Source organism: Acinetobacter tandoii DSM 14970 = CIP 107469 (genome assembly GCF_000400735.1).
Lineage (GTDB): Bacteria > Pseudomonadota > Gammaproteobacteria > Pseudomonadales > Moraxellaceae > Acinetobacter > Acinetobacter tandoii.
The window spans coordinates 560160-582911 of the sequence record NZ_KE007367.1; the positions used below are offsets into that span (position 1 = coordinate 560160).

Below are 22752 nucleotides of genomic sequence, written 5' to 3' on the forward strand. Positions count from 1 at the left end.
GTGCCTGTTTTTTAGGATTACATCATGAATGATTTCTTCATTGCAGCGAACCGTAGCTTAAACCTTGAGATAGATGATGTTTCGCTTGAGGTACGTCAGATCCTTATGCGCCAGTTTGATTTATGGGTAGGTGCTGCTGATCCTATTAAGAATACACTTAGCAATGTGAGTGATTATTCAGATGAAATTCTTAAGAAGGTGATTCAAAAGCATTTGATTGAATGCGTAGTGATGCTTCAACTCATCACTGATCTAGACCATCAAGCGATCTTAAAAACGACTGAAGATCAAGATGTGTTTCGACAACTTCTCAAAACTGGCTTAAAAGTCAATCAGGCGTATTTCATCGATAAAGAGCAGAAATCGAAACGCCGCAAGAAGCGTACGGAAGTAAATGATCATGAATCAACTTGGTTTGATTCATTCCAGTTGCTGGTATCAAATGGCCATAGCCATGACAGCATCATGAATATGACCTATGGAGCATTTAAGCTTTACTCTGAAGCAGTGGTAAAACGTGAAAAGCAGAATATTGCTACTCAATCTAATATTATTCGTATGGCGCATCACGCAGCAGCGAAGCAATTTAAAAGTTTTGTTGATGAATTAAATGGTTGATACATGGTGTTAAGATACTGGGAAATATAAAAATCTGAGGGTAACTAAGTGGCAAATAAGTGTGTAAGTTGCAACAACTGTGGCCACACAGGATGGTCTAAGAATCGTGGCAACTTTCTAATTACTATTGTTCTGCTTATTTTCTTTTTTGTTCCTGGTGTGATCTATGAAATCTGGCGTAGAACTGGATTAGGTGTTTGTTCAAACTGTGGAAGTGATCGAGTGGTTCCATTATTGGCTTGTGATACCAAGGATCGGAATTTTCAGCTTGATGTGATGGGGATTGTGATTGTGACTGGCAGCATCGTTGTCGGAATCATGGCGGTAATATTTTTATGCATGATCGTTTATGTTGGTGTTGAGAGATTTATAAAAACAGGTAGTTTTTTACCACCTAAAAGCTCAGAAGACCTATATTCTGAATGCTTTAAAGATGGCATGGAGCACTACCAATCATTAAAACAATTTCCAATGATGCCTGATGGAAAGACCCTGACAATGGATAGGATTGAGATCTATTGTAAAGGCTCTATCAACGGAAAATACCCAAGGTAGAGTAGCTATGGTTATCACTAAAGATTTTTCAGCAGAGACACTTAGAGAAGCTATGCAATTAATGGATGAGTTTTTTATTGAAAATCCGTACTACAGATTGCTTCATCATGAAATTGTAGAAGACCGGACAGTGAGAGTTGAATATACAGTTCTACAATAATCTTTAGTTTTATAACCATCAACCACCGAAAGGTGGTTTTTTTATGCCTGTAATTTGAGGTTTCTATGTCTGGAAAAAATTTAACGTTTAAGTTGGTGATGGATGCAGACACCAAGGATTATGTATCAAATACCAAGCAAGCCCAAGATGTAACCATTAAAGTCTTCGATACCATTAAAAGCGAAGCTCAAAAGGTAAAAGTCACTGAGCTTGTGCAGGGTCTGCATGAGGCAACCAAAGAGATTACAGATTTAGGTGATAAGAGCACCATTAGTGGTACGAAGATCCGTGAAATGTCGATGCAAAGTCAGCAAATGGTTGCATCACTCAATAATGAATTGGTTGAGGCTCAAGCTGAATTAGTTCGCTTATCGCAATCAAAAGCATCTCCGACGGATATCAGTAATGCCATTAATCGAGTAGCAGATCTTAAAAGCTCTATTCAAGATGTTCAGGCCGCATTTGGTTCATACCAGTCTGTCGCAACCAATGCTATGACAGGTTTAGACAAAGCAACCAGTGAAGTAATTGCTGAATTACAGAGATTCACCACTGTAGATTTAACAGAAATAACGACAGAGGTTCAGAATGTTACACGTGCTATTGAAAGCATGGGTGATGGGGCTGTTATATCAACCAAGGAAGTAGAGCGAATCTCTACGGTTGGTGCGGCTGCGATTGATTCTTTAGAGCGTGAGTTATTATCTGCACGCAATGCATGGCAGGCGCTAATTGATGCTGGTGATAACGTTACTCTTGAGGAGTTAAATGCTGCAAAAGAGCGTGTAACTAGCTTAGAGCGTGCACTAAACTTAGCTGATAATTCAATGAGTGATTTCAGGGCTGCAACTCAGCAAGCAGTCCCTATTATTGATAGCTTAGATCATGCTTTAGAAGGGACAAATCAAGAGCTTGCTGAGACAGGAACAACTTCCGAAGCTGTAGCTCACAACATTGAAGGCCTTAAGACTGGATTTACAGCGCTAACTGGTGCTTTAGCTGCATTAGGAATCGGAGTTACCGCGCAAGAAATGGCGCAAACAACCGATAACTATAAAAACCTGATAGCGACATTAAAAATTGCAGTAGGAGAGTATGGGAATCTAGAGCAGGCTCTAGATGATGTCATTGCAGTCGCAATTCGAACAAACTCAAATCTTGAAGCAACAGCTAATCTTTATGCCAAATTATTAAAAGCTGGTAAGGAGTTCGAATTAACCCAGAAAGATGCACTTCAACTTACCGAAGTCATCAATATGGCGATCCAAGTCAGCGGCACTTCGGCTGAATCGGCGGAGGCTGCACTTTTTCAACTGAATCAGGCTATAGGATCTGGGGTTCTCAGAGGGGAGGAATACGCCTCTGTACTCGAACAAGCACCTCGACTCGCAGAGGCAATGGCGGATGGTTTAGGTGTAACGATTGGTAAGCTGAAAGAGTTTGCTGATAATGGAAAGTTGACAACTGATGTAGTGACTAAGGCATTACTTAGTCAAACAAGGACCATTAGCGCGGAGTTTGAGAAGTTCCCATTAACGATTGGTAAATCAACTGAGAATTTAAAAACTTCATGGATGGTTTATCTTGGTGAACTTGATCGCACACATGGCATCAGTCAACGTGTAGCAGAGGCGATTAAATATATCGCTGAGAATCTCGACCAACTGGTTTCAACACTTACCTTTGCAGCTCAAGCATTCATTGCTTACAAAGCTCTAGGCATGGCTGCTGTATTCCTTGATAAAGCAAATAGTGTTCGTGCTGCAAGTTTAGCTGTTCAGCAAGAAACCGTTGCAGTCGTTGCCAACACTCAAGCACAGTTAGCTAATGCAAATGCGGCCAGAGCAAATGCTGTAGCGCATACAGGTATCAAAGCATCAGTTGAAACAGCACTTCCGACATTCTCTCGAATGTCATCTGGTTTAACTGGTGTGATTTCACGATTTGGCGCTTATGGTGCCGCTACAGCAGCCGTGATTGTTACTGGATCAATGGTAAAAGATCTATTTGTTGATACTGGTGAGGCAATAGGTGAATTAGTTGCTAAAGGATGGTTATTAATAAATGGTAATAAAACTTTAGAGCAATCAGAAAAGGAACTAGCTGCTCAAGAAGAGCTATCCAAGAAAAAGGTGGAAGAGGCTGCTGAGGCTCATAAGCGTAAAGCCGCCGCAACTGAACTTGCAAAAAATGCTGCACTCGGCTTAAACGAAGCATCGAAGCAGATGGTCGATGAATTCGATAAGCAGGTTAAGGCGGGTGAGAGTGTTGTTAATGTCTTAGAGAACATCGCCAAGAGTTTTAACTTTGATACGGCCACTGGTATCAATAATGGCATTACAGCTCTTATTGCCTTGCAAACACAGGGTAAAGCTACTGGAGAGCAAATCCAAGCTGCTTTATCTGGCATTCTTAAAGATGAGGATCTGGTTGCTTTTCAAGGTAAGTTGGCTGCTATCCCGGTTAACATTGAGAAGCAGATTGAAGCAACGAATGCCAAGGTTAAAGCCAAGCAACTTGAGCTGGATAACTGGAAGAAAGCTAATCAAGATATGGAGTATCAAGCTTGGTTAAAAAGTGTTGCAAAGTATCAAGACGATATAACCAAGTTGCAAGCCGAAGCAAGTTCTCTTCATGTTCAATATGCCAACTCTGTTAAATCTGCCGCCATGGTCCAAGGGGCAGTACTGGATGAGGCAATTCGCCGTACTGGGCTAAGTTACGAGGAGTTAAAGGGGGAGTCGACTGAGGCCTTTAACAAAGCTAATAACGATGTGCGTATCTTGGTTCAAAACTTGGGGGAGTTGGAAAGTGAAGGCGTTGATGTTAGTCGTGCTTTGGGCTCAAGTATCTCGAATGCCATTGATACTTCAACCAATCAGCAAGAGATTGAGGAATTAAAAAAACGCATTGAAAGCCTACGATCTAAATTAGGTGAAAAGGTTGCTGATGGTCTACTTAGACAAGCTGAACAGCAACTAATTGACTTAAAAAAGCGTACGGATGAAGCAACTGCGGGGGTTAATTCAGTTGCGGAAGCATTTTCTGTATTCGGAATGGAAACACCTGAGCAGTTAAAGGTGGTTGCAGCCAAATATAAGGAGGCATTTGAAACACTTAAAAGTAGCGGATCAGCAACGTTAAATCAGCAGCAAGAAGCATTTAAGCAATATGCTGAAAAAGCTATTGCAGCAAATAAAGGGGTTGCTGACAGTATGATACTTTCACAAGCTAGAATGGTGGATATGAAAGTTGAAGTGGATTCAACAGGTAAGGCTTCTGTCACTGCAATGAATGACCTTACTTCGGCGAATGAGCGCGTCGGAGACTCTGCTCGATCAGCGATCAGTGGATACCGTGAACTCGGTGATGCTGTTAAACAGGAGGCCAAAAGCTCAATCGAAGCGTGGAATGAGATGATGGATGCTCGATCCAAGGCCGAGAAGGAGAATAAGACGCAGCGTGTAGGTGCTGATTTCACGACTTACAACGTTATGGATATCCAATCTAAGCTTTCTGGTATGGGTTACGACGAAGCTGAAGCAGTCAAGATTGCCAAGAATATTTTGAATCAAGGTTTAGAGATTGATAAGAATAAGGCGAGGGATGCACGTGCACGCGGTGATGAATACACCGCTAAGGCATTTGAGAAGTTGTTAAACAATGGTCAAACCTCTGCATTCGGTACCCAAAAAGTGAATGAGTTACTGGCGCGATATATGTCAGGTCAAGGATCTGCAACAGCAGGTACCAAGAGTGCAGCTGTTAATGCTCTGGCACCCGAAGTGAATGTTGCGGTACCGACAACCAACGTAGAGCAATCTAAGGAGAGAGTCGTACAGAACAATATCACCATTAATGGCAAAACCATAAGTGTGCCTGTCACTGAAAGCAGCCAAGGAAGTTTTGATGAATTTTTGAGTGAGCTTGAACAACTTAAACGAGCGATGTGAATGCAATGAAACTAACACGTAAATCAACAAACGAAACCGTCACCTTGAGTGACGGTTTTTTATGGTCAGATGAATTTGATTGGAATGGCATTGAGCAAATCATTGAACCTGCTTTAGATGGCACTCCAATTATTCAAGAAGGGAAGTGGAAATCTGGTCGGCCAATCTCTTTAACGGCTGACAAGAATATGGCTTGGTTAAAACGACATGTTGTGAGTCGCTTAAAAGAATGGTCTCTACTGCAAGATGAATTCTTTACTTTGAAATTTGAGTATTTACATGATGCTCGAGAGTTTGATGTGAAGTTTCGGCATAAAGATACCGCGATAGAAGCCCAACCTGTTAAAGAGATTCCCTCTGTGTCAGAAGACGAGTATTACAACGTCACTTTAAGATTTGTGGAGTTAAGCGATGCCAATTGAAACCAATAATCTCGTCATCTATAAGTCGCAGCGTTTGACTGACACAGAAGATGGTGGAGGAAAATACTCTGGTCAGATTGTGGTGGATGGGGAGAGCAATAACCTATTCCCCGATATCTCCGAACTTGACCGTACCATGGGCGATGTATCGATGCGTAAGATCTTTCCTGGTCTGACCAATGAAGATACGGATCCACTGATGGGTGCTACAGCATTCATTTCCGAAAACCCAGCAGATCCGAATGTATCGGCTTTGCTGTTCAGCACAGAATCGTGGACAGATGAACGAGTAGCTGCTCAAAACCGTGTAGAAAATTATTTAGCCAAAGGTGCACAGGCGGTTGGATCGTTACTTGATGAAGCCTACATTGGCATGAAGTCAATTCAAGTGGTCATGGATAAGTCTGAAACTGAAAACAACATTGGTGACTCGATCGTATTGGTTGTGAATGAAGGTACAGCAAATGAAGTCACTCAGTTTCTACGCCTAACTGCAGTTGAAACGCGCATTGGCACGGTCCGAGTGAATAACAGCAATGTTGAGTTCAAGATCGCAACTTATTCATTTAATGATCCACTCAGCCGAGATTTCATTGGTGTGTCCGCGACACAGTGGTACAACAATACCAAGCCAGCAACCATCATTCGGGACACGATTGTGGCTGATAGTGGTCGTTACTATGCCAGTGTGAATCTGGTTGAAGATGTCAATGTGGGCAGCTTTACCGTCAATGCTGAAAGTATCTATGCTCAGCTCATCCCATCTTCCCAAGTTGAAACCCCATTAATGGACCTGAATGCAGTCAGTGAAAATACCGCCCTGGTTGCAGGCAGTGATGGAACGATTACAGTTCAATTCACAACAAACGTGAATACAGCACAAAGTCTGTTTCTTGGCTCTAGCGTTATGCCAGGTAGCATGTCGTTTAGCTTGTTCAGTCAATCAATCACGGACAATGGCGGTACGCTTCGCACGGCAACGGGTACCCAAGTGGGAAGTATTGATTATCAAACGGGTCAGATTGTGTGGACCAATGCCATCGGTACAGGTAATCAGGTATTGAATATTACCTTTACACCTGCTACAGCACCAAACCAACCTTTTGAGTCCTATGCTTTGCCCGTGACTCAGAATAACCAAGGAACCAACTGGACAGGAGTACTACTTCCGATTCCTGCACCTGGCGCACTTTCGATTTCTTATATGGCGCAAGGTAAGTTCTACGTGTTGAAAGACAATGGCACAGGGCGTTTGGTTGGGGCAAACAGTGCAGTCGGTAGCGGTACAGTCAACTATCAGACAGGCTCATGGCTCTTAACCACAGGTGCTTTACCAGATGTGGGGACACCGATTCTATTGCAATGGGGTTCGCCGATTACCACTTTTGCTCGATCAAATCTTGCTGTATTACCTGCAGCGATTGAATTTGATTTAGGGCAAGAAGGAGTTAAGTCTGGCAGTGTCACTGCCACATGGTTACTCGATGGGGTGACTAAAACTGCAACCAGCAATGCGCAAGGGCAATTCACAGGGGATGCGATCGGAAGCATCAACTATGCCGCAGGTACTGGAAAGTTGATACCGAATAAGCTTCCGCAGAAAGGCACCGTATTTAACTTCGTGTTTGATTATGGTGAACCTGAGTCGCAAGTGGTTACTGATGTTGTTCCTGATGCGAATAACAAGCTGATTTTTAGCATAGGCACAGGTGCAGCCATTCAACCTAACAGTGTTGAACTCGATATTCCATTAACCAATCAGCTTTTGCAGGCGGGTGGTTCGGTCTTAGTAACAGATGTACCAGTAAGTGGAACCTTGGGGAATTTGGTCGATCGATTGGGCAATGTCATGGGTACGATCAACTACAGCACAGGTGCTGTGGAGATCACGCCACATTCAACCTACACACGCTACACGCAAAATTTCAAATCTCAATCTTACTATTTAGCGGGGTAAAAGATGGGCTTCTATTTACCACAGACTGACAAAGTTATTGCGACACAAGAAACCTATAAAGCCTATGGCACGACTGATATCACTGTGCGTTACCGAGATACTGCAAGTGCAACTGCAGGCTCTAAACAAGTGACCGCATCAAACCTTAAGTTTGATCTGACCAATGACTTTGATGAACAGATTCTTACTGGTTCAGTACGCTTTAAAGCGGGTGCAGACACCTTTATTGACCGCAGTGGTTTAATTTATCGTAATGTAGATCCGACCACAGGCAGTGCAACACAGAGTGGATCTATTCAATATGGTACAGGTGTTGTCACTATTGATAGCTGGACACCAGGAGCGGATAACACGCTCACACTCCAATCGCTCACGACTACAACTGATCTTTTGCCCATTCATCATGTCAGTTTTAGAACACCAACGATTCCGATTCGTCCTGGCTCTTTGACCGTTGTGGTTGGGGCAATTAGCGGAGGGCAGTTAACCCTGACTGCGAATGAAGCTGGTCTGATTAAGACGACACAAGCGCATGGCTCGATTAACTATGAAACTGGTTTTGTAGATCTTTATTTTTATACCAAAACCAAGATTACCGAAGCCAATCGCGCGGAAATCGAAGCTGAAGAATGGTATTTGCCTGAACTGGAGTTTATCGAAGGTACAGATCATTATATCAATGTGCCATTCTGGATTGCTGCGGATAGCGTGCGTTTCAATGCAGTGGCATATACATATATTCCATTGGATGCTGATATTTTAGGACTCTCTGCAACTCGATTGCCGCCAGATGGACGAGTACCGATTTTCCGTATTGGTGATCTCGGCATTATCAGCGCAACAAAGTTACAGGAACTACCTAGTCATGTCGCAGGGCAAACTTACAACTTGAATGATCAGCGTATTTCATGGTGTGAGCTTGAAGATAGTGCTGGAACTAAGGTTCCTTATGACATGTATGTGGTGGACTATGACTATGGCAAATTTACCTTGAATGGTGATTTCGCATTAGGAGCATTGGTAGTACCACTCAAAGCTAAATATCGCTATCAGGATATGGGCTTGATTAATGATGTGCAGATTAATGGCCAAGTGACATTTACCAAGCCCTTGACGCACAACTATCAAGCAGAGAATACAGTGGTTGGATCTGCTTTAGTCATCAATGATATGCAGTCGCGCTATACCAGTAAATTTGTCCAGTCTATGTGGAATAACACATGGACCGATACAGCCTCAGGCGCAAGTCTTTCAGCCAATTACAATGATGCGCTTTATCCGATTCAAGTCACCAATAAAGGTGCGATTCAGGAACGTTGGGCGATTGTGTTTACCGACACCACTAACTTCAGAATTATTGGTGAGGATGCGGGTCAAATTGGAACGGGTTCAATTAATGTAGATTGCTCTCCGATCAACCCAGTTACTGGTTCTCCTTATTTCACCATCAAGAAAGAAGGTTGGGGAACGGGGTGGGCATCAGGCAATGTACTTCGCTTCAATACCAAAGCTGCCACATTCCCAGTCTGGTGCATCCGAACAGTGAAGCAGTCAGAGCCAACAACCATCTCGGATCAATTTCAGATCATGTTCCGAGGCGATATTAATCGCAATATATAAAGTGAATTAAACGAATATGACCGCTTTAAGCGGTCTTTTTTTATGAGTAATAGAAAATGGTCGCAAGTACAGATCTTAAGTTCTATGTGCATACTAATAACAATGCACCACAGTTGATCAATAATTTTGGCTGCATGATCGATGTGCTCGATGCGTGTTTAGTCAATGGGTTTGGCGCTCAGACGATAGCCACACTAACAGCCAGTGGAACGACAGTGACTGCAACATTTGGTGCAGCGCATAATTTTATGCAGTATCAAGTGATTAAAATTGCTGGAGCAAATCAAACGGAGTTTAATGGTGAACATCGAATTCTCACTGTGCCGAATGCGAATACCATTACATTCCAACTTGTCTCTGTACCTAGCGTAAATACACCAACGGGTGCTATGACGTGTTCACTACCGCCTCTGGGTTGGTCAAAGCCGTTTAGTGCTGCTGGAAAAGCTGCGTATCGCTCTAATAACACATTGCTGCCGAGCAGACCATATTTACGTGTCGTGGATGCTCTTGATCCTGCATATACATCAACATTCGCTAAATATGCAAAAGTGGGCATTGTTGAAGATATGACGGATATCGATGCGATGCTTGGAGTTCAAGCACCATATGACACTACAGCACCAACTAAGAACTGGGTTGGTACAGGATCTGGTACTTCAGCTGTGAATGGTTGGGCTAAATGGTACTATGCAGCATCAACTCATAATTACGACTACAGTTCTGATGATGCTACTGCTATAAGTGGAAACAGACAGTGGATTTTGATTGGGAATAGAGACTATTTTTATATACTACCAAGCTCAATTCCATCGAATAATGCTGCATTAATTTATGGGTTTGGCGCTTTTGATACGCTGTTAAATGTTGATAGTGCTAACACATTTTTATCTGCAACTTGGCTATATCAGACAGCTGGTACGGCTTATTATAGATCGCAAGGTTCAGCAGGATCTAGCAATGTAGGAAGTATCAAGCTAATTTTGCAAAGATCATATAACCAGTCTGCAAACTACAGTTCTGCATCCACTGTATCGTTAGGGGTAATGCCAGATAATGCTGGAACAGGCATTCAAAATTATATAGCTGATAAAAGCGTAGCTAATGTTATTCCATTCTCACCTGTATTTTTGCGTGAAACAGTTATTAGAGGACAACTGCCAAATTTATTTTGGCTTTTTCAAAATCTTCCATACTCGCATTATTCAATATTTGAGAAATCGAATGAGTTATTTATTGCTGTGAATATTGCATCATTATCATCATCCCAATCTGGTCAAGCAGTTTTTAAAATTGGAGATATGTAGTGCGATTAAATCTAAATGTCATCTCCATTCATAATTCTGACAATGATTCTGTTTTAACCAAAAATAAAGGTCTTACAATTAAAGGTGTGATAAAAGAGAGAGGTATGTCAATTCCATGCAGGCTTCGTTTATTTGAAAAAACTTCAGGGCGTATGGTTGCAGAAGTGGCCACTGATCAGAACGGATTTTACGAGTTTGATCATCTGGCGGAGACGAAGTTTTTCATCGTTGCTCATCATCCTACTTCTGAATTCAATGCAGTGATTCAAGATAATGTGGTGCCAAAATGACAGTACAAATATCAAAAAAAGCAGGAATTTTAGCCCTGCAAGCACATGCTGATTTTTTGGATACAGGTAGTGGTTCCGCATATTTCGTGTATTACAGTGACACTAAACCTGAGAGCACTGGAATTGCAGCAAATCCTGCAAATGCATTATGTACATTGTCATTACCCGAGCCTTGCATTAAACAAGTATTGGTAGATGGGATTGAGCTCTATCCAACTGACACAGCTCTGGCAGCTAAAGCGGGAACTGCTATCTGGGCTCGTTTATACAATGGAGATGATGAACCTTATGCAGATTTCACAATTGGTATGTCAGGCACAGATATTGTTTTAAATAGCGCTGATATAGCACTGGGTTCTCATCAAAAGCTCGACAGCATCATTCTAAAACCCTACTGATTTAGGGGTGGTCAATGTCTTATACACCACCAGACGCGCTTAACGTCATACTTGATTTTGAGCAACCAGCTACACCAGTCGATAGTCATAACGTTGTATTAAATTTTGCTGATGTTGAGCCGCAATTAGGTGTTTTAGAAGCGGCGATTGACACTCGCATTCAAGTATTGATTCAGGGTTCAAATGCCGAAATCGTCATTAATCATGGTGATTTACTCGCTACGATTAATACCAATATTCAAGCTACAATCAGTGGTAGAAATTGGGGGAATATCGATAATCGAGGCGCCTTGCTTGCTGTTATTGATACGTCTATTCAATCCAGGATATCTGGCATCAATGATATTAATCATACACGTGGTATTGAAACTTACTGGGCTGCTGAATACCAGACAGCAATTCCATATTTGACTACACCTGAAATATCATGGTCAAAACCAACCTTTAAGGCACATCACAGTGCCTTTTTTTATGATTCAGGGTTGACCATTAGTCATTCTGCTGAGAGTAACTTTCAAGCAGGACTTGCTCTTAGAACAGCGGTGCAAAAAGCCTTTGAACAAGGCACAAGGTTAAGTAGTTCAGGTTATTTGTATTGGCAAGAGAATCAAAAGTCCTTCATCAATCAAAGCTTGGTTTTTGAAGAATCAGCCAAGCTAAGGATTCAGCATCTTACAGAATGGGATGAGCTTATTCGCAAGCGCAAGCAATTGACATTCAGTCATGAGGTTGCTGAAGTTTTTGAGCACCGATTGGTATTTGACTGGGATAAAGGTTTAGAGCTTGTCACTCAGGATTCTATTCCCTGGGAAAAGGCACGACCCACTTATTACCGCAAACATGTAATTGAGCCTTGGCCAGAACCTGAGATTCCTGAATACGTTGGTAATACGGATCTGGTTTTCAATTGTCTCTGCACAGATGTGGACTCACATAACGTCATTCTGAATTTTGGCGTAGACGACTGTATTCCTACATTTGAATCAAAACCATGGTTGTATATCGTGAATGAAATTAGCGTAACGCGCCTTGATAATGGGCAAAACATTAATGTGCTAAGCGGGAACTACCGTACCGATCGGCAAAGCTGGTGCTGGTCCTATACCTTAGTGATTCCAGCATATGAACTGTCGAAGTTAGATCCAGTCGCCGGACAACCCGTCATCTTGAAAATTGTAGTGAATGGTTTTGAGCACTTGATGCTGCTTGAGAACCGTACTCGATCACGGCAGTTTGCTCAAGAAACATATACTTTAACGGGGCGTAGTCCATCAGCTTTGCTAGATTCACCATCTTCACCACCTCGGGCATTCCTTCAAGAGAATGAGCGTACGTCAGTGCAACTGGTTCAGGCGGAGATTGATCGTTCAGCTTATCCTGATCTGGCGCTGAATTGGCAATTGATCGATGCATTGGGTTGGATTGTACCTACTGAAAGTTTTAGTTATTCAGGATTGACGCCGATCAAAGCCATTCAAGAAATTGCTGCAGCTGCAGGTGGTTTTGTATATAGCGAAGCGAATAGTCAGGCGATTACGATCAAGCCGCTTTATAAGAGAACCTTCTGGGATTCGATGCGTATTGATGACTACGACATTCTGCTGCCTGAGTCGATTGTCACTGAGCAATCCACTGACTATGAGACTTACCCAGACTATAACGGCACCAGCCTAACCAATGACAAAACAGGTGCTACTGGACTAGTCAAACGCACTGGTACCAGTGGTGATGTATTGCTAGAGACGGTTAACAATAATCTGTTCACCTCCGCATCGGTGATGGGGGCTTATGCTAAGTCGGTATTGGCCAAAGCAGGAATGGTAGAGATACATACTTTTACCATGCCCCTAACTCAAGAAATCGGGCTGTGCAAACCTGCAGATATTCTGGCATTCAACGCTGAGTGGTGGGGCATTGTCGATTCTATCAGTGGTTCATTTACTTATAGCAAAGTCACGCAGACTGTCACTGTGGAGCGAGTCAATCATGAGTAATGCATATAAGCGTCTGCTAGACCTCATCCCGAAAGAGCCTGAGTTTGTAGGAACTGTTCAGAGTGTTGAGCATCCCAACTACAAGGTATTGGTAGTTGATGGCTCTGGTTTGGTGGCCTGTACAGCTTCGACCACTTTTGTGGTTGGTAATCGGGTGTTTGTGCGTGGGCAATTAATTGTAAGGAGTGCACCTGCAGGTGAAGTCATGAATATTGAAGTTTAAGTGAAAAGAAGTGAGTGCCGCGTGAAGCGGTTTTTTTATGTCAAAAATTTGGGGAAGAACATGTCTGAAACAACAACTGCAGTTGCTGAAACTTCAGCAGCGATTGCAGGAAAAGTCACTACAGCAACAGGCACAGGGGTAACACTTGTGTCCTGGGCAGCAACATGGGACTGGGGTTTTTTAATTGGTGTTGGAATTGGTTTGGCTGGTTTGATTATTAGCTTCATGAATTTCCTATCGAATCGCCAATTTCAGAAACGTAAAGATCAACGTGAGCAAGAAATACATGAATTAGAAAAGCGCAAATTAAACGGGGAGTGCAATGTCAAAGACTAAATATTGGGTGATGGGATTAGCAGCTTCGGCTGCTTTTTTTACGTCTTTAGAAGTGAAAGAGGGCTATTCAGCTAAGCCATATAAAGACACTGGCGGGGTAGTAACTCAAGGCATTGGATCAGCTACTAAACCCGACGGCTCAAAGATCAAAATGACAGATCCACCCATCACGCGAAAAACTGCACAGGAATGGGCAAAAGCCCATGTGGTCAAAGATGAAATTGCATTCCGAAAATCTATGCCGGGAGTGAAATTGTCGCAGGATGAATATGACGTGTATCTCGACTTTACTTACAACTTTGGCCAAGCCAATTGGAATCAATCTTCCATGCTTCGTAATTTGAAATCGGGGCAGTATGTCCAGGCGTGCAAGTCGCTTTTGAAGTGGAAGTATGTGACTAAGTATCAAGGTATCAAAAAAACTCATCTTGATTGTTCAATTCGATCTAACAAATGTTATGGCGTTTGGGTTCGTCAGCAAGAGCGTTATCAAAAATGTATGGGGGTGCAGTAAATGGGTGAATTTAAGAAGGTAAGCAATGTCTTGCTGGTATCAAACGGCATTTATTTTATTGAATGTCCCGGATGTAAAACCTTACATCCCTTTCATGTTGATCAAAAGCACAAAGTTCATTGGAGCTTTAACGGGAATCTAGAAAAGCCAACGTTTAGTCCTAGTTTAATGGTGAATCAAGGACATCCAAGTCAATGCCACTCATTTGTGACAGATGGAAAGATTCAATTCCTATCCGATTGTCATCATAGCCTGGCTGGGCAGACCGTCGATCTACCATCAGTAGAGGAATAATCATGCCAATACTCATAGCCTTATGGAAGTTCAAAACTGGGATCGCAATAGCGGTCTTTTTTGTTTTATGGATCTGCCAAATTGCATACAGCAATCATTTGGCGGGGCAATTAAAAGAAGCCGATTCCAAGTGCATCGCCAAAATCCAAGTGATAGAACAGAAGCACTTAAAAGCCCTGGCAGCCAAACAAGATCAAATCAATAAAGTGAGTGCAGATTATGAAGCTGAAAAATCAAAGCAACGAGTGCAAGTCGAAACGGTTACACGTGAAGTGCAAAAGATCATTGATCGTCCTGTGTATCAGCAGCATTGTTTTGATGATGATGGGGTGTCAGCAATCAACTCACTTATCGCCAACGATTCCAGCGAACCTCCTTGAGCCTTGTGCAGATTTACAAAAGCTAGAGTCAGGGCATGGTAAAGACGTTATGCTTTGGTCGATTGATACAGTTGCTAAATATAACGACTGTAAGGCGAAACACAGTGCTATTGCGGATGCTCTCAAGTGAGGGCTGTTATTCACCAATTAAAATGTCTATGCGATAAACCATTTAAAATGTCCTGTTTTTAATTACAACAGTCAAGCACAGGATTTAAATTTCTTTGTTCAATCACAGCTTTCTGAGCTTTACGACTTGGCATACTTTTCTTGGCACGAGTACGTTTATTCTGTTTTTCCAACTCTTCATGTTGTTGCTGAATATGGGCCAGAACTGAGCCTAATCTTTTATTCTCAACCACTTCATTCTGCTGTAATCCAGACAACTTGTTAAAAATACTGTAGTTGATCTTCTGTCCTTCATGCGTTATCGCCACAGTACCATCTGGATATTCCATGAAAGTAATGTATTGCCCAACGAGCTTATGATTCAGCGCTGTTGGCTCAAGCAGATAAATACATTTGTCATAAGTAATGGTCAGGCTCCTCGTGACCTTACGCGGCTCCTGCCAGGTAAACACATCATCCAGCTCAGCATCAGACTCTATTAAGGGACGATGCAAATTCTTTGAGTTTCTCGCACACTTGGCGAACTTCTGGTTAAACTGCTCAATAAAGCTGGGTAACCATGCGTTTGCTTCCGCAATCGAACTGATGCCTTCCAGGCGCATTTCCTTAATCAAACGGTCTTGTAGTGTTCTATTCGCTCGTTCCACACGCCCTTTGGCCTGTGGTGAGTTGGCAAAGATAATATCAATGTTTAACTCGCTGAGAATTCGTCCAAATTGCGTGATCTGGCTGTCCTGACTGGATTTCTGGTTCACTCTGAATACCGAATGTTTGTCACTATAAAAGGCCAGCGGCTTGCCATATTGCTCAATGTAGGCTCTGGTCGAAAGCATATAGTCAAAGGTGGTTTCAGCCTCACAAAAGCGCAGATGCAGCAGCTTTCCAGTGGCATCATCAATATAGACCAGCAAGCAGCATCTGGCAGCTCGACCTTCAAACCAGTCATGATATGAGCCATCGATCTGGATCAGTTCACCGAAGCAATCACGGTTATATCTAGGCTGATATGGACGTTTCAGGCGTTTGGATCGCGGAATCCAGAGTTCATTGGCTGTCATCCAGCGTCGAACCGTTTCTACAGGAATATTCAGACCGAATATGCTGCTGAGCTTCTCATGAGCCAAGGTTGGACCAAAGCCCAGCAGATGTTCAGAAATAATGGAAAGGCATTCAGACTTTACGGCTTCATCATGGCGACGATGGCCAGGTTGACCACGACTGGCATGTGTCAGGCCTGAAACACCGTCTTTCTTTAGCTTCTGCAATAACCGGGTAATTTGACGGGTTGAAAGATTCAGAATTTCAGCAGCACGGACTTGTGTAATACGTTGATCTCGAACATCTTGCAGGACTGCAAGACGTTGTATTTCCTTGTCAGACATAGTGATCAGCATCTCAAGTTTTATCCAGTCCATGATGTTGATGTGCATCATAGACCAGACATTTTTATTGGTGAGAATATAGACACTTTAAATGGGTTCTAACATTGTTTGTTATTCCCAAGTAGAAATGTCCTACCTAATAACTAAATAGAAATGTCCTATACAGACATTTCCAAGTCAAGCACAGGATTCAGATTTCTCTGTTGAATTGCAGCTTTCTGTGCTCGTCTGCTTGGCATCTTTTGAGAACGATTTCGTTGGTTATGCTGTTCTAATTCTTCATGTTGTTGCTGGATATGGGCTAGCACAGAACCCAAACGTTTATTCTCAACAATCTCTCGTTGGTTCAGCTGACTTAATTTATCAAAGATGCTGTAAGTGACTTTTCTCCCTTGATATTCAATCGCTACAGTTCCGTCTGGATATTCTAGAAACTCAACATATTTGCCAACCAACCTTTGATTTTCTTCAGTGGTTTCCAGAATATATACGCATTTATCATACGTAATGGTCAGGCTGTTGGTGACTCTACGTGGCTCACGCCAAGTAAAAATATCATCTAATTTCTCAGGGGTTTCAGTGACACTTCGGTGTAGATCCTTGGGATTAAAGGCTGTCTTCGCAAATTTTAGATTGAACTGCTCAATAAAGCGGGGTAGCCATGCATTGGCTTGCTCAATTGAACAGATCCCTTCCAGTCGCATCTCTTTGATCAAACGATCCTGTAGTGTTCTATTGGCGCGTTCTACACGGCCTTTGGCCTGTGGTGAGTTGGCGAAGATGATGTCGATATTGAGCGTGTTGAGTACGCGCCCAAATTGCGTAATCTTGGTGTCTTTCTTACTGCTTTGATTCACTCTAAAGACTGAATGTTTGTCACTGTAAAATGCCAATGGTTTACCGTGTTGTTCAATATAGGCTCTAGTTGAAAGCATATAGTCAAAGGTTGATTCTGATTCACAGAAACGTAGGTGCTGTAAGCTTCCTGTGGCATCATCGATAAACACCAGTAGACAGCATTTAGGAGCACGTCCTTCGAACCAGTCATGGTGTGAGCCATCAATTTGGATCAGTTCACCATAACAATCTCGGTTATATCGAGGCCGATAGGGTCGTTTCAGGCGTTTAGAGCGAGGAATCCACAAATTGGCTGCAATCATCCAGGAACGCAATGTTTCCACGGAAATATCAAAGCCATGAATGCTGGTCAGCTTTTCATGGGCTAAGGTGGGTCCGAAACCATGAAATTGATCAGAGACAATATTGAGGCACTTCAGTCTGAGTTCTTCAGGAATCTTAGAGTTGCTGGTTTGGCCACGTGCCGCATGGGCTAACGCAGCTGGACCTTGAGCTTTGTATTTTTGCAATAAGCGTCTGATTTGACGCTCTGAAATATGAAGTAGCTGAGCAGCCTGAGACTGGCTAATGCGTTGATCACAAATTTCTTGCAAGACCGACAATCGTTTAAGTTCTTTATCCGACATAGACACCAACATATCAAACAGTCCGCTAAGAAAATTGCAAATACACATATTCTAAAAGCGGACATTTTTACTTTGGAGAAACCGGACATTTCTATTTTGGGCTTACAAAGGGCAGTTCGAATAATCGCCATTATGTTAAATGGTTTTAATTAAAGATATAAAACATAAATTTTTTTGAATAATTTTCAGTCTTTTAAAAGCCAACTCAAGTTACTATAGGCAAATTTTACAATTATTAATTTTATGGGGGAATTCCATGTTTAAAAAGTTGATTGCTGGCATTCTAATTAGCAGTTTTTCATTAGGTTCAACTTATGCTTCTGAGTTGTCTGAGAAAACTAACATTGTTCGAATTATGAATAATTACATAACTTCGATTTCTTGTATGAATGATAAAGTTCAACTAAAAGATATTTTTACGATTGATAAGCCTTCTGAAAATGGTTCAACTTACTATGTCCTTTGGAATGGAGATATAGGATGCAATGGGGGAACAGGAACTCATTCTTATTATGTTTCTGAGGTTTCACGATTTTCACCAAATAGACCATTATTAGTAACAACAAATGATGCTTTTGGTGATAACAACGAAGCTTTCTGGAATGCTGATAAAGCTTCAATAAACTACCGTTTTATTCAATCAATGAAACAAATTAGCCCAAGTGAGTTTGAAATAGTCTCATATGCTTATGCTGATGATAAGTTCGGTGGTGTGGATCAAGGAAATATGGGGCCAGCTAATAAGTTTCGTTATACAGTTAGCTTTATTGAAGATGAAGGATGGAAAATAACTAAGCAAGTTTTATTGGAACAAAATAAATAAAAAAGGTTTACTTATTTTTATGGAAATACTTATAAGAACTAGTAAGTATTTCTAAAATTAACATAATGCACGTTATGCGAAATACTGAAAGTATTCTATTTAGCATCAATATGTTAGTCAAAGCCGTTCTAGGGTTCAGCGCACTAGAACGGTCTTTTAGTGATTTTTCACGTTCCACGTATAAATTACAATGGTTCAAGCATGAAATAGTTAAGTTGATCTGAATTATATCGTCTAGACCAAAAGTGAAATACACATCAAAAATACTTCAATATTTAATTCACGGTTCCAAGCACTGGTATCAACTTAGGTCCAGCCATCCTCGCTTTGCTGATGATTTCCACTAACTCTTCGTAAGTCAGTTCAAACTTATCCTCACTATCAAAAACATAAACCATGTTCTTACCTTCAAGTTCAGGTGGAGTAGGTGGCACAAAGCGTTTCGGGATAAGGATCTGTGCAAGTTGTTCATCAGTTAATTTAAATAAGTGCATGTTTTATCCTACTCTTGGCAAGTCAGACCATTTTGTTAAATACGATGGTGATCTAAGGTTTTGATTCATGTGCCATGTGGCTTCTTGATTGTTAGCAATGCCAAGCGTGACGAGGTTCTTCCCAAACCGTTCACTGATGGCTTCAATTGCATCTGAAAGTCTTTCGCGCTCTTGCTTATGCGAATAGTCCGTAAAGAGATCGGGAACAAACTTAGATTTATCTGTAATTTCGAGCAGTACGATTCCTGCCTTTTTATACTTAAAACCCTTCTTAAATATCTGATCGATACCTTTCATCGCGGCCTTGGTGATGAGCAGTAGATCATCCGTATGCTCATGCATTTGAACGACGATGTAAGGCGAGTAGCGCTCTGTCTTATCAAAGCGACCGGTTTGGATATACACGCCGATCATCTTGCAGATTGAGCCATCTTCCCGCATTCGTTTCACGGCTCTGGCCACATAAAGCCGAACCGAAGCTTTAATGTCATCCATTTCATACACTGGGTTGCCATATGAACGGCTGCTGATGATTTGCTTCTTCGCTACAGTATCATCACTAAGGTCAATACAAGAAAGGCCCTGTAGCTCAAGCACCGTCTTTTCCATCACGATACTAAACTGCTTTTTGATTTCTTTAGGATTGGCATTGATCAGATCCAGCACAGATTGAACACCCATAGTATTGAGCTTCTTACAGTTCTGTCTGCCTACGCCCCAAACCTCAGACACATCAACCTGCGCGAGTAGCGTTTCTGTAGAGCATGGGTCCATATGGGCCAGATTACAGACCCCATTGAAGAACTTGTTTTTCTTGGCGAGATGATTGACAATCTTGGCTTCGGTTTTAGAGCGACCAATTCCAATACAGCAGGGTAGGCCTAACCAACGCCAAGCCTTAGCCCTCATGTCTTGAGCATATACAGTCAGGTCAAATAGATGCTCGTAAGCTGTGAGCTTCAGAAAGCATTCATCAATGGAATAGACCTCTTGATCTCCTGGTGCAACATAGTCCCCAAGCAGCTCCATAAAGCGCTTGGACATTTCGCCATATAAGGAGAAATTACTGGATAGCACCTGAATGTTATGTTGTTTGATCAGCTCTTTAATTTGGAATACAGGAACACCCATCTTGATGCCTAAGTCTTTCGCTTCCTGGCTTCTGGCCACGGCACAGCCGTCATTGTTGCTGAGCACAATGGTCGGACGATCATTCAAGGCAGGATTAAACACACGTTCACACGAGACGTAGCAATTATTCACGTCGACTAACGCGAATATTTCATTTTCACTTTTCATTGTTATTCTTCTTTTTATGAACGGTGATAGATACGCTTTAAATTGAAAGTCACTACACCCCAGACAGATATTGTCTGACTGTCATCTGGGATAATGTGATTGTAATTAGGATTTTCAGCCTTCAACCAAAGTTCTGGAAGCGGATAATCCTCATCTCCAAAAATCTCTTTGATTTCAGACTTAGACATCTTACTTGTAATCATTAATCGTTTAATTGTCGAAGCACTATTATCGATTAAGGCAATTACGATGTCGTAATGTTTGGCCTCAATGCTGCGATCGACAATAAAGGCATCATTGATCTCAAAACCCGCATCAAGCATGGATTCACTGTCTACATAAGCAATGAATGTTGAGATAGGGTTATGAATCAGGAATTCATTCAGATCGAGTGCTTTGTCTTGTTCATCCTTGGTGCTGAATGCAGGACCAGCAGGAATGCGCTCTAAAGAGACTGGAATGGAGACTTTTGATTTTGGTAGTACTGCAGTAAGCCCTAATTTCTCAACAAGTTCATTTTGAACAGCGATTTGTTCTAGAACAGTATTGATGGTGGGGCTTGGTTTCCCGTCTTGACCCATGAGAGCTTGTAAGCTCAACCATGCATCATCCGAGAAGTAGATAGGTAACTTCTTAGACATGTGATACTCCTACGCTACGAGGCGTGTTTGGAAGTAGAATTTGTCTAAATAGGATATTACTAACAGGGATTAAAATTCAAATTTAAAAAGCTGTGGATAAACAGCAACAAGTCAAAACTTGTCGTCACTCATAGTGCATTTGGTCGAAAATCTTTCATTGAAGACTTAGGCATTGCATCAAACTCACCTAAAGGCATATCCAAGAAAAAGTCAGGTGCATCTTCATGATTGCATTGTAGCCAGTCTTTTCTTAGCTGTTTTGGGATTACAATGATTGACCGTTTTTCATCTTCTGGTGCATGGAACTGATTCATAAATGGATGTTGATCTGAATTGATTGTCAGCATACTCATCGATCTAATTTCCTGACCATTTATAACAGCGTACTCATAAATCCCTGCAATCGTAAAAGGCATTTCATCCTTTCGATAGATTCCCCACCATGCAGGCTTACCATTAATATATTTAGGCTCAAAAATTACATCAGCCGGGATAAGACAAAATTGATTCTTCTTCCATGCATTTCGAAAACTAGGCTTTTCATGCACTGTTTCAGTTCGGGCATTAAAAGTATTGTGGACTTTTTTTAAATCTTTAACCCATGGAGCAACCAAACCGAATCGCGCAAGTCTCCATTCCAATTGCTCTTCTTTCGAGAAAAGCAGAGGTGCATCATAATTCGGGTAAGTGTGAGTTTTATAGTCAAAAGTTGGTTCCAATAACTCCAACAGGTGAACTCTGTCTTTTCGGATAGGAAGGTAGTTGGAACACATAGAAAAGTCCCTTTATTTTCATTATTATGCTTAAACAATACATCATGATAAAGACAAAATGAATATTACAAGAATTATTACCGGGATTATTATCGCATTCATAGTGACAGGATTATGGGCTGCGAATGCGTCACAAGCTCGAAATATTGATCCTGAGTGTGGCTTTGAAGATGGAAGTGAACAATGCCATGGCTATTTGTATGCAAAGTACAATCAGCTAAAAAGCATTGATCAATGCGATGATGACAAAGACGATCCAGAGATGCAGATCAATAAGGTATTCATACAAGGCTGTGAAAGCTATTTTGTAAGAAAGCCCTCAAGGTAGGGCTCTTCGTATAGGCTCGACTATATTTAACGTGATCCTAGCCAAAATAATGGACAGCACGTCCCTCTAAAGATAACGTAACTTTAATCTTTGGAGATTCAAGAAATGGCTAAACGTTTTAGTCCTGAATTTAAACAGCAAGCGATTGATTATGCACTTTCAAACTCCCACGAACCTATAGCTGCAATCGCCCAGAAATTAGGTGTGGGTTATTCAACTTTAGACAAATGGATTCGTGAAGCCAATCCAGTAGGTTCAAGCAAACGTCAACTTTCACCAGAACAACAGCGGATCTTAGAATTAGAGAAAGAAGTCAAACAGCTCAGGGAAGCCAATGACATCTTAAAAAAAGCGCATGTGTACTTTCTGACAGATCAT

At 41.7% G+C, this 22752-nt stretch carries 23 protein-coding genes and 1 pseudogene; 18 read left to right on the top strand and 6 right to left on the bottom strand.

The genetic code is table 11. The annotated features are described in order from the left end of the window. Positions 1–24: 24 nt before the first annotated feature. The 15 genes from I593_RS12110 to I593_RS12180 all read left to right on the top strand — a co-directional run bounded on the left by I593_RS12110 (position 25) and on the right by I593_RS12180 (position 15021). A complete protein-coding gene (locus tag I593_RS12110; protein ID WP_016167864.1) occupies positions 25–618 on the top strand; it encodes a hypothetical protein in 594 nt (197 codons plus the stop codon). Between the two features lie 48 nt (positions 619–666). Continuing rightward, positions 667–1173, top strand: coding sequence for a YqaE/Pmp3 family membrane protein (locus I593_RS12115; protein ID WP_016167865.1), 507 nt, complete (start codon positions 667–669; stop codon positions 1171–1173). A 225-nt stretch (positions 1174–1398) separates the two neighbouring features. Then, complete coding sequence (locus I593_RS12120; RefSeq protein ID WP_016167867.1) at positions 1399–5286, top strand: tape measure protein; 3888 nt, start codon at positions 1399–1401, stop codon at positions 5284–5286. A 5-nt stretch (positions 5287–5291) separates the two neighbouring features. Continuing rightward, positions 5292–5708 carry a hypothetical protein gene (locus I593_RS12125; protein WP_016167868.1) on the top strand — a complete coding sequence of 139 codons (417 nt, stop codon included), beginning with the start codon at positions 5292–5294 and terminating at the stop codon, positions 5706–5708. After that, positions 5698–7665 carry a hypothetical protein gene (locus I593_RS12130; RefSeq protein ID WP_016167869.1) on the top strand — a complete coding sequence of 656 codons (1968 nt, stop codon included), beginning with the start codon at positions 5698–5700 and terminating at the stop codon, positions 7663–7665. Before I593_RS12125 ends, I593_RS12130 begins: the two co-directional genes overlap by 11 nt. A gap of 3 nt (positions 7666–7668) precedes the next feature. Continuing rightward, a complete protein-coding gene (locus tag I593_RS12135; protein ID WP_016167870.1) occupies positions 7669–9285 on the top strand; it encodes a hypothetical protein in 1617 nt (538 codons plus the stop codon). Positions 9286–9341: 56 nt separating this feature from the next. Further along, positions 9342–10592 carry a hypothetical protein gene (locus tag I593_RS12140; RefSeq protein ID WP_016167871.1) on the top strand — a complete coding sequence of 417 codons (1251 nt, stop codon included), beginning with the start codon at positions 9342–9344 and terminating at the stop codon, positions 10590–10592. Beyond that, positions 10592–10882, top strand: a complete 291-nt coding sequence (locus I593_RS12145) for a hypothetical protein (protein WP_016167872.1) — start codon at positions 10592–10594, stop codon at positions 10880–10882. The genes I593_RS12140 and I593_RS12145 overlap by 1 nt, the downstream gene beginning before the upstream one ends. Continuing rightward, on the top strand, positions 10879–11280 hold the full coding sequence (locus tag I593_RS12150; protein WP_016167873.1) for a hypothetical protein: 402 nt from the start codon (positions 10879–10881) through the stop codon (positions 11278–11280). Before I593_RS12145 ends, I593_RS12150 begins: the two co-directional genes overlap by 4 nt. A 14-nt stretch (positions 11281–11294) precedes the next feature. Beyond that, complete coding sequence (locus tag I593_RS12155) at positions 11295–13274, top strand: hypothetical protein (protein WP_016167874.1); 1980 nt, start codon at positions 11295–11297, stop codon at positions 13272–13274. Next, a complete protein-coding gene (locus I593_RS12160; RefSeq protein ID WP_016167875.1) occupies positions 13267–13497 on the top strand; it encodes a hypothetical protein in 231 nt (76 codons plus the stop codon). The genes I593_RS12155 and I593_RS12160 overlap by 8 nt, the downstream gene beginning before the upstream one ends. Positions 13498–13557: 60 nt before the next feature. Further along, a complete protein-coding gene (locus I593_RS12165; RefSeq protein WP_016167876.1) occupies positions 13558–13833 on the top strand; it encodes a hypothetical protein in 276 nt (91 codons plus the stop codon). Further along, a complete protein-coding gene (locus I593_RS12170; protein WP_016167877.1) occupies positions 13820–14347 on the top strand; it encodes a lysozyme in 528 nt (175 codons plus the stop codon). Before I593_RS12165 ends, I593_RS12170 begins: the two co-directional genes overlap by 14 nt. Then, entirely contained in the window at positions 14348–14641 is a 294-nt protein-coding gene (locus tag I593_RS20875) for a ubiquitination-like system serine protease family protein (protein ID WP_016167878.1), read from the top strand. Between the two features lie 2 nt (positions 14642–14643). Next, complete coding sequence (locus I593_RS12180; protein ID WP_016167879.1) at positions 14644–15021, top strand: hypothetical protein; 378 nt, start codon at positions 14644–14646, stop codon at positions 15019–15021. 188 nt (positions 15022–15209) lie between these two features. Here the strand turns inward: I593_RS12180 and I593_RS12185 are convergent, their stop codons facing one another. Both I593_RS12185 and I593_RS12190 read right to left on the bottom strand, forming a co-directional pair. Further along, positions 15210–16544 carry an ISNCY family transposase gene (locus tag I593_RS12185; RefSeq protein WP_026441242.1) on the bottom strand — a complete coding sequence of 445 codons (1335 nt, stop codon included), beginning with the start codon at positions 16542–16544 and terminating at the stop codon, positions 15210–15212. Positions 16545–16690: 146 nt separating this feature from the next. Continuing rightward, positions 16691–18016 (bottom strand): ISNCY family transposase, encoded by a 1326-nt coding sequence (locus I593_RS12190; RefSeq protein WP_081401269.1) that lies wholly within the window; start codon positions 18014–18016, stop codon positions 16691–16693. A gap of 256 nt (positions 18017–18272) precedes the next feature. On the opposite strand from I593_RS12190, the gene I593_RS12195 reads away from it, so the two are divergent. Then, entirely contained in the window at positions 18273–18839 is a 567-nt protein-coding gene (locus I593_RS12195) for a hypothetical protein (RefSeq protein ID WP_016167882.1), read from the top strand. Positions 18840–19114: 275 nt separating this feature from the next. Here the strand turns inward: I593_RS12195 and I593_RS12200 are convergent, their stop codons facing one another. The 4 genes from I593_RS12200 to I593_RS12215 form a co-directional block, all read right to left on the bottom strand. Beyond that, complete coding sequence (locus I593_RS12200) at positions 19115–19333, bottom strand: hypothetical protein (RefSeq protein WP_016167883.1); 219 nt, start codon at positions 19331–19333, stop codon at positions 19115–19117. A gap of 3 nt (positions 19334–19336) precedes the next feature. Continuing rightward, the gene (locus I593_RS12205; RefSeq protein WP_016167884.1) at positions 19337–20632 is read right to left on the bottom strand and encodes a Y-family DNA polymerase; all 1296 of its coding nucleotides are present in this window, start codon (positions 20630–20632) and stop codon (positions 19337–19339) included. Between the two features lie 14 nt (positions 20633–20646). After that, a complete protein-coding gene (locus tag I593_RS12210; RefSeq protein WP_016167885.1) occupies positions 20647–21273 on the bottom strand; it encodes a LexA family protein in 627 nt (208 codons plus the stop codon). Between the two features lie 128 nt (positions 21274–21401). After that, on the bottom strand, positions 21402–22046 hold the full coding sequence (locus I593_RS12215) for an SOS response-associated peptidase (protein WP_016167886.1): 645 nt from the start codon (positions 22044–22046) through the stop codon (positions 21402–21404). A 58-nt stretch (positions 22047–22104) separates the two neighbouring features. Between I593_RS12215 and I593_RS12220 the strand changes: the two genes are divergently transcribed. Both I593_RS12220 and I593_RS12225 read left to right on the top strand, forming a co-directional pair. Beyond that, positions 22105–22374 (top strand): hypothetical protein, encoded by a 270-nt coding sequence (locus I593_RS12220; protein ID WP_016167887.1) that lies wholly within the window; start codon positions 22105–22107, stop codon positions 22372–22374. Positions 22375–22479: 105 nt separating this feature from the next. Further along, positions 22480–22752, top strand: a pseudogene (locus tag I593_RS12225) (transposase); the annotation flags it as partial.

Bases quoted from the DNA above. Each gene is read 5' to 3' on its own strand.
- I593_RS12140 (WP_016167871.1), top strand. From the start codon at position 9,342: ATGGTCGCAAGTACAGATCTTAAGTTCTATGTGCATACTAATAACAAT.
- I593_RS12120 (WP_016167867.1), top strand. From the start codon at position 1,399: ATGTCTGGAAAAAATTTAACGTTTAAGTTGGTGATGGATGCAGACACC.
- I593_RS20875 (WP_016167878.1), top strand. From the start codon at position 14,348: ATGGGTGAATTTAAGAAGGTAAGCAATGTCTTGCTGGTATCAAACGGC.
- I593_RS12130 (WP_016167869.1), top strand. From the start codon at position 5,698: ATGCCAATTGAAACCAATAATCTCGTCATCTATAAGTCGCAGCGTTTG.
- I593_RS12205 (WP_016167884.1), bottom strand. From the start codon at position 20,632: ATGAAAAGTGAAAATGAAATATTCGCGTTAGTCGACGTGAATAATTGC.
- I593_RS12215 (WP_016167886.1), bottom strand. From the start codon at position 22,046: ATGTGTTCCAACTACCTTCCTATCCGAAAAGACAGAGTTCACCTGTTG.
- I593_RS12210 (WP_016167885.1), bottom strand. From the start codon at position 21,273: ATGTCTAAGAAGTTACCTATCTACTTCTCGGATGATGCATGGTTGAGC.
- I593_RS12150 (WP_016167873.1), top strand. From the start codon at position 10,879: ATGACAGTACAAATATCAAAAAAAGCAGGAATTTTAGCCCTGCAAGCA.
- I593_RS12195 (WP_016167882.1), top strand. From the start codon at position 18,273: ATGTTTAAAAAGTTGATTGCTGGCATTCTAATTAGCAGTTTTTCATTA.
- I593_RS12190 (WP_081401269.1), bottom strand. From the start codon at position 18,016: ATGTCGGATAAAGAACTTAAACGATTGTCGGTCTTGCAAGAAATTTGT.
- I593_RS12220 (WP_016167887.1), top strand. From the start codon at position 22,105: ATGAATATTACAAGAATTATTACCGGGATTATTATCGCATTCATAGTG.
- I593_RS12160 (WP_016167875.1), top strand. From the start codon at position 13,267: ATGAGTAATGCATATAAGCGTCTGCTAGACCTCATCCCGAAAGAGCCT.
- I593_RS12135 (WP_016167870.1), top strand. From the start codon at position 7,669: ATGGGCTTCTATTTACCACAGACTGACAAAGTTATTGCGACACAAGAA.
- I593_RS12180 (WP_016167879.1), top strand. From the start codon at position 14,644: ATGCCAATACTCATAGCCTTATGGAAGTTCAAAACTGGGATCGCAATA.
- I593_RS12200 (WP_016167883.1), bottom strand. From the start codon at position 19,333: ATGCACTTATTTAAATTAACTGATGAACAACTTGCACAGATCCTTATC.
- I593_RS12185 (WP_026441242.1), bottom strand. From the start codon at position 16,544: ATGCTGATCACTATGTCTGACAAGGAAATACAACGTCTTGCAGTCCTG.
- I593_RS12125 (WP_016167868.1), top strand. From the start codon at position 5,292: ATGAAACTAACACGTAAATCAACAAACGAAACCGTCACCTTGAGTGAC.
- I593_RS12165 (WP_016167876.1), top strand. From the start codon at position 13,558: ATGTCTGAAACAACAACTGCAGTTGCTGAAACTTCAGCAGCGATTGCA.
- I593_RS12110 (WP_016167864.1), top strand. From the start codon at position 25: ATGAATGATTTCTTCATTGCAGCGAACCGTAGCTTAAACCTTGAGATA.
- I593_RS12170 (WP_016167877.1), top strand. From the start codon at position 13,820: ATGTCAAAGACTAAATATTGGGTGATGGGATTAGCAGCTTCGGCTGCT.
- I593_RS12155 (WP_016167874.1), top strand. From the start codon at position 11,295: ATGTCTTATACACCACCAGACGCGCTTAACGTCATACTTGATTTTGAG.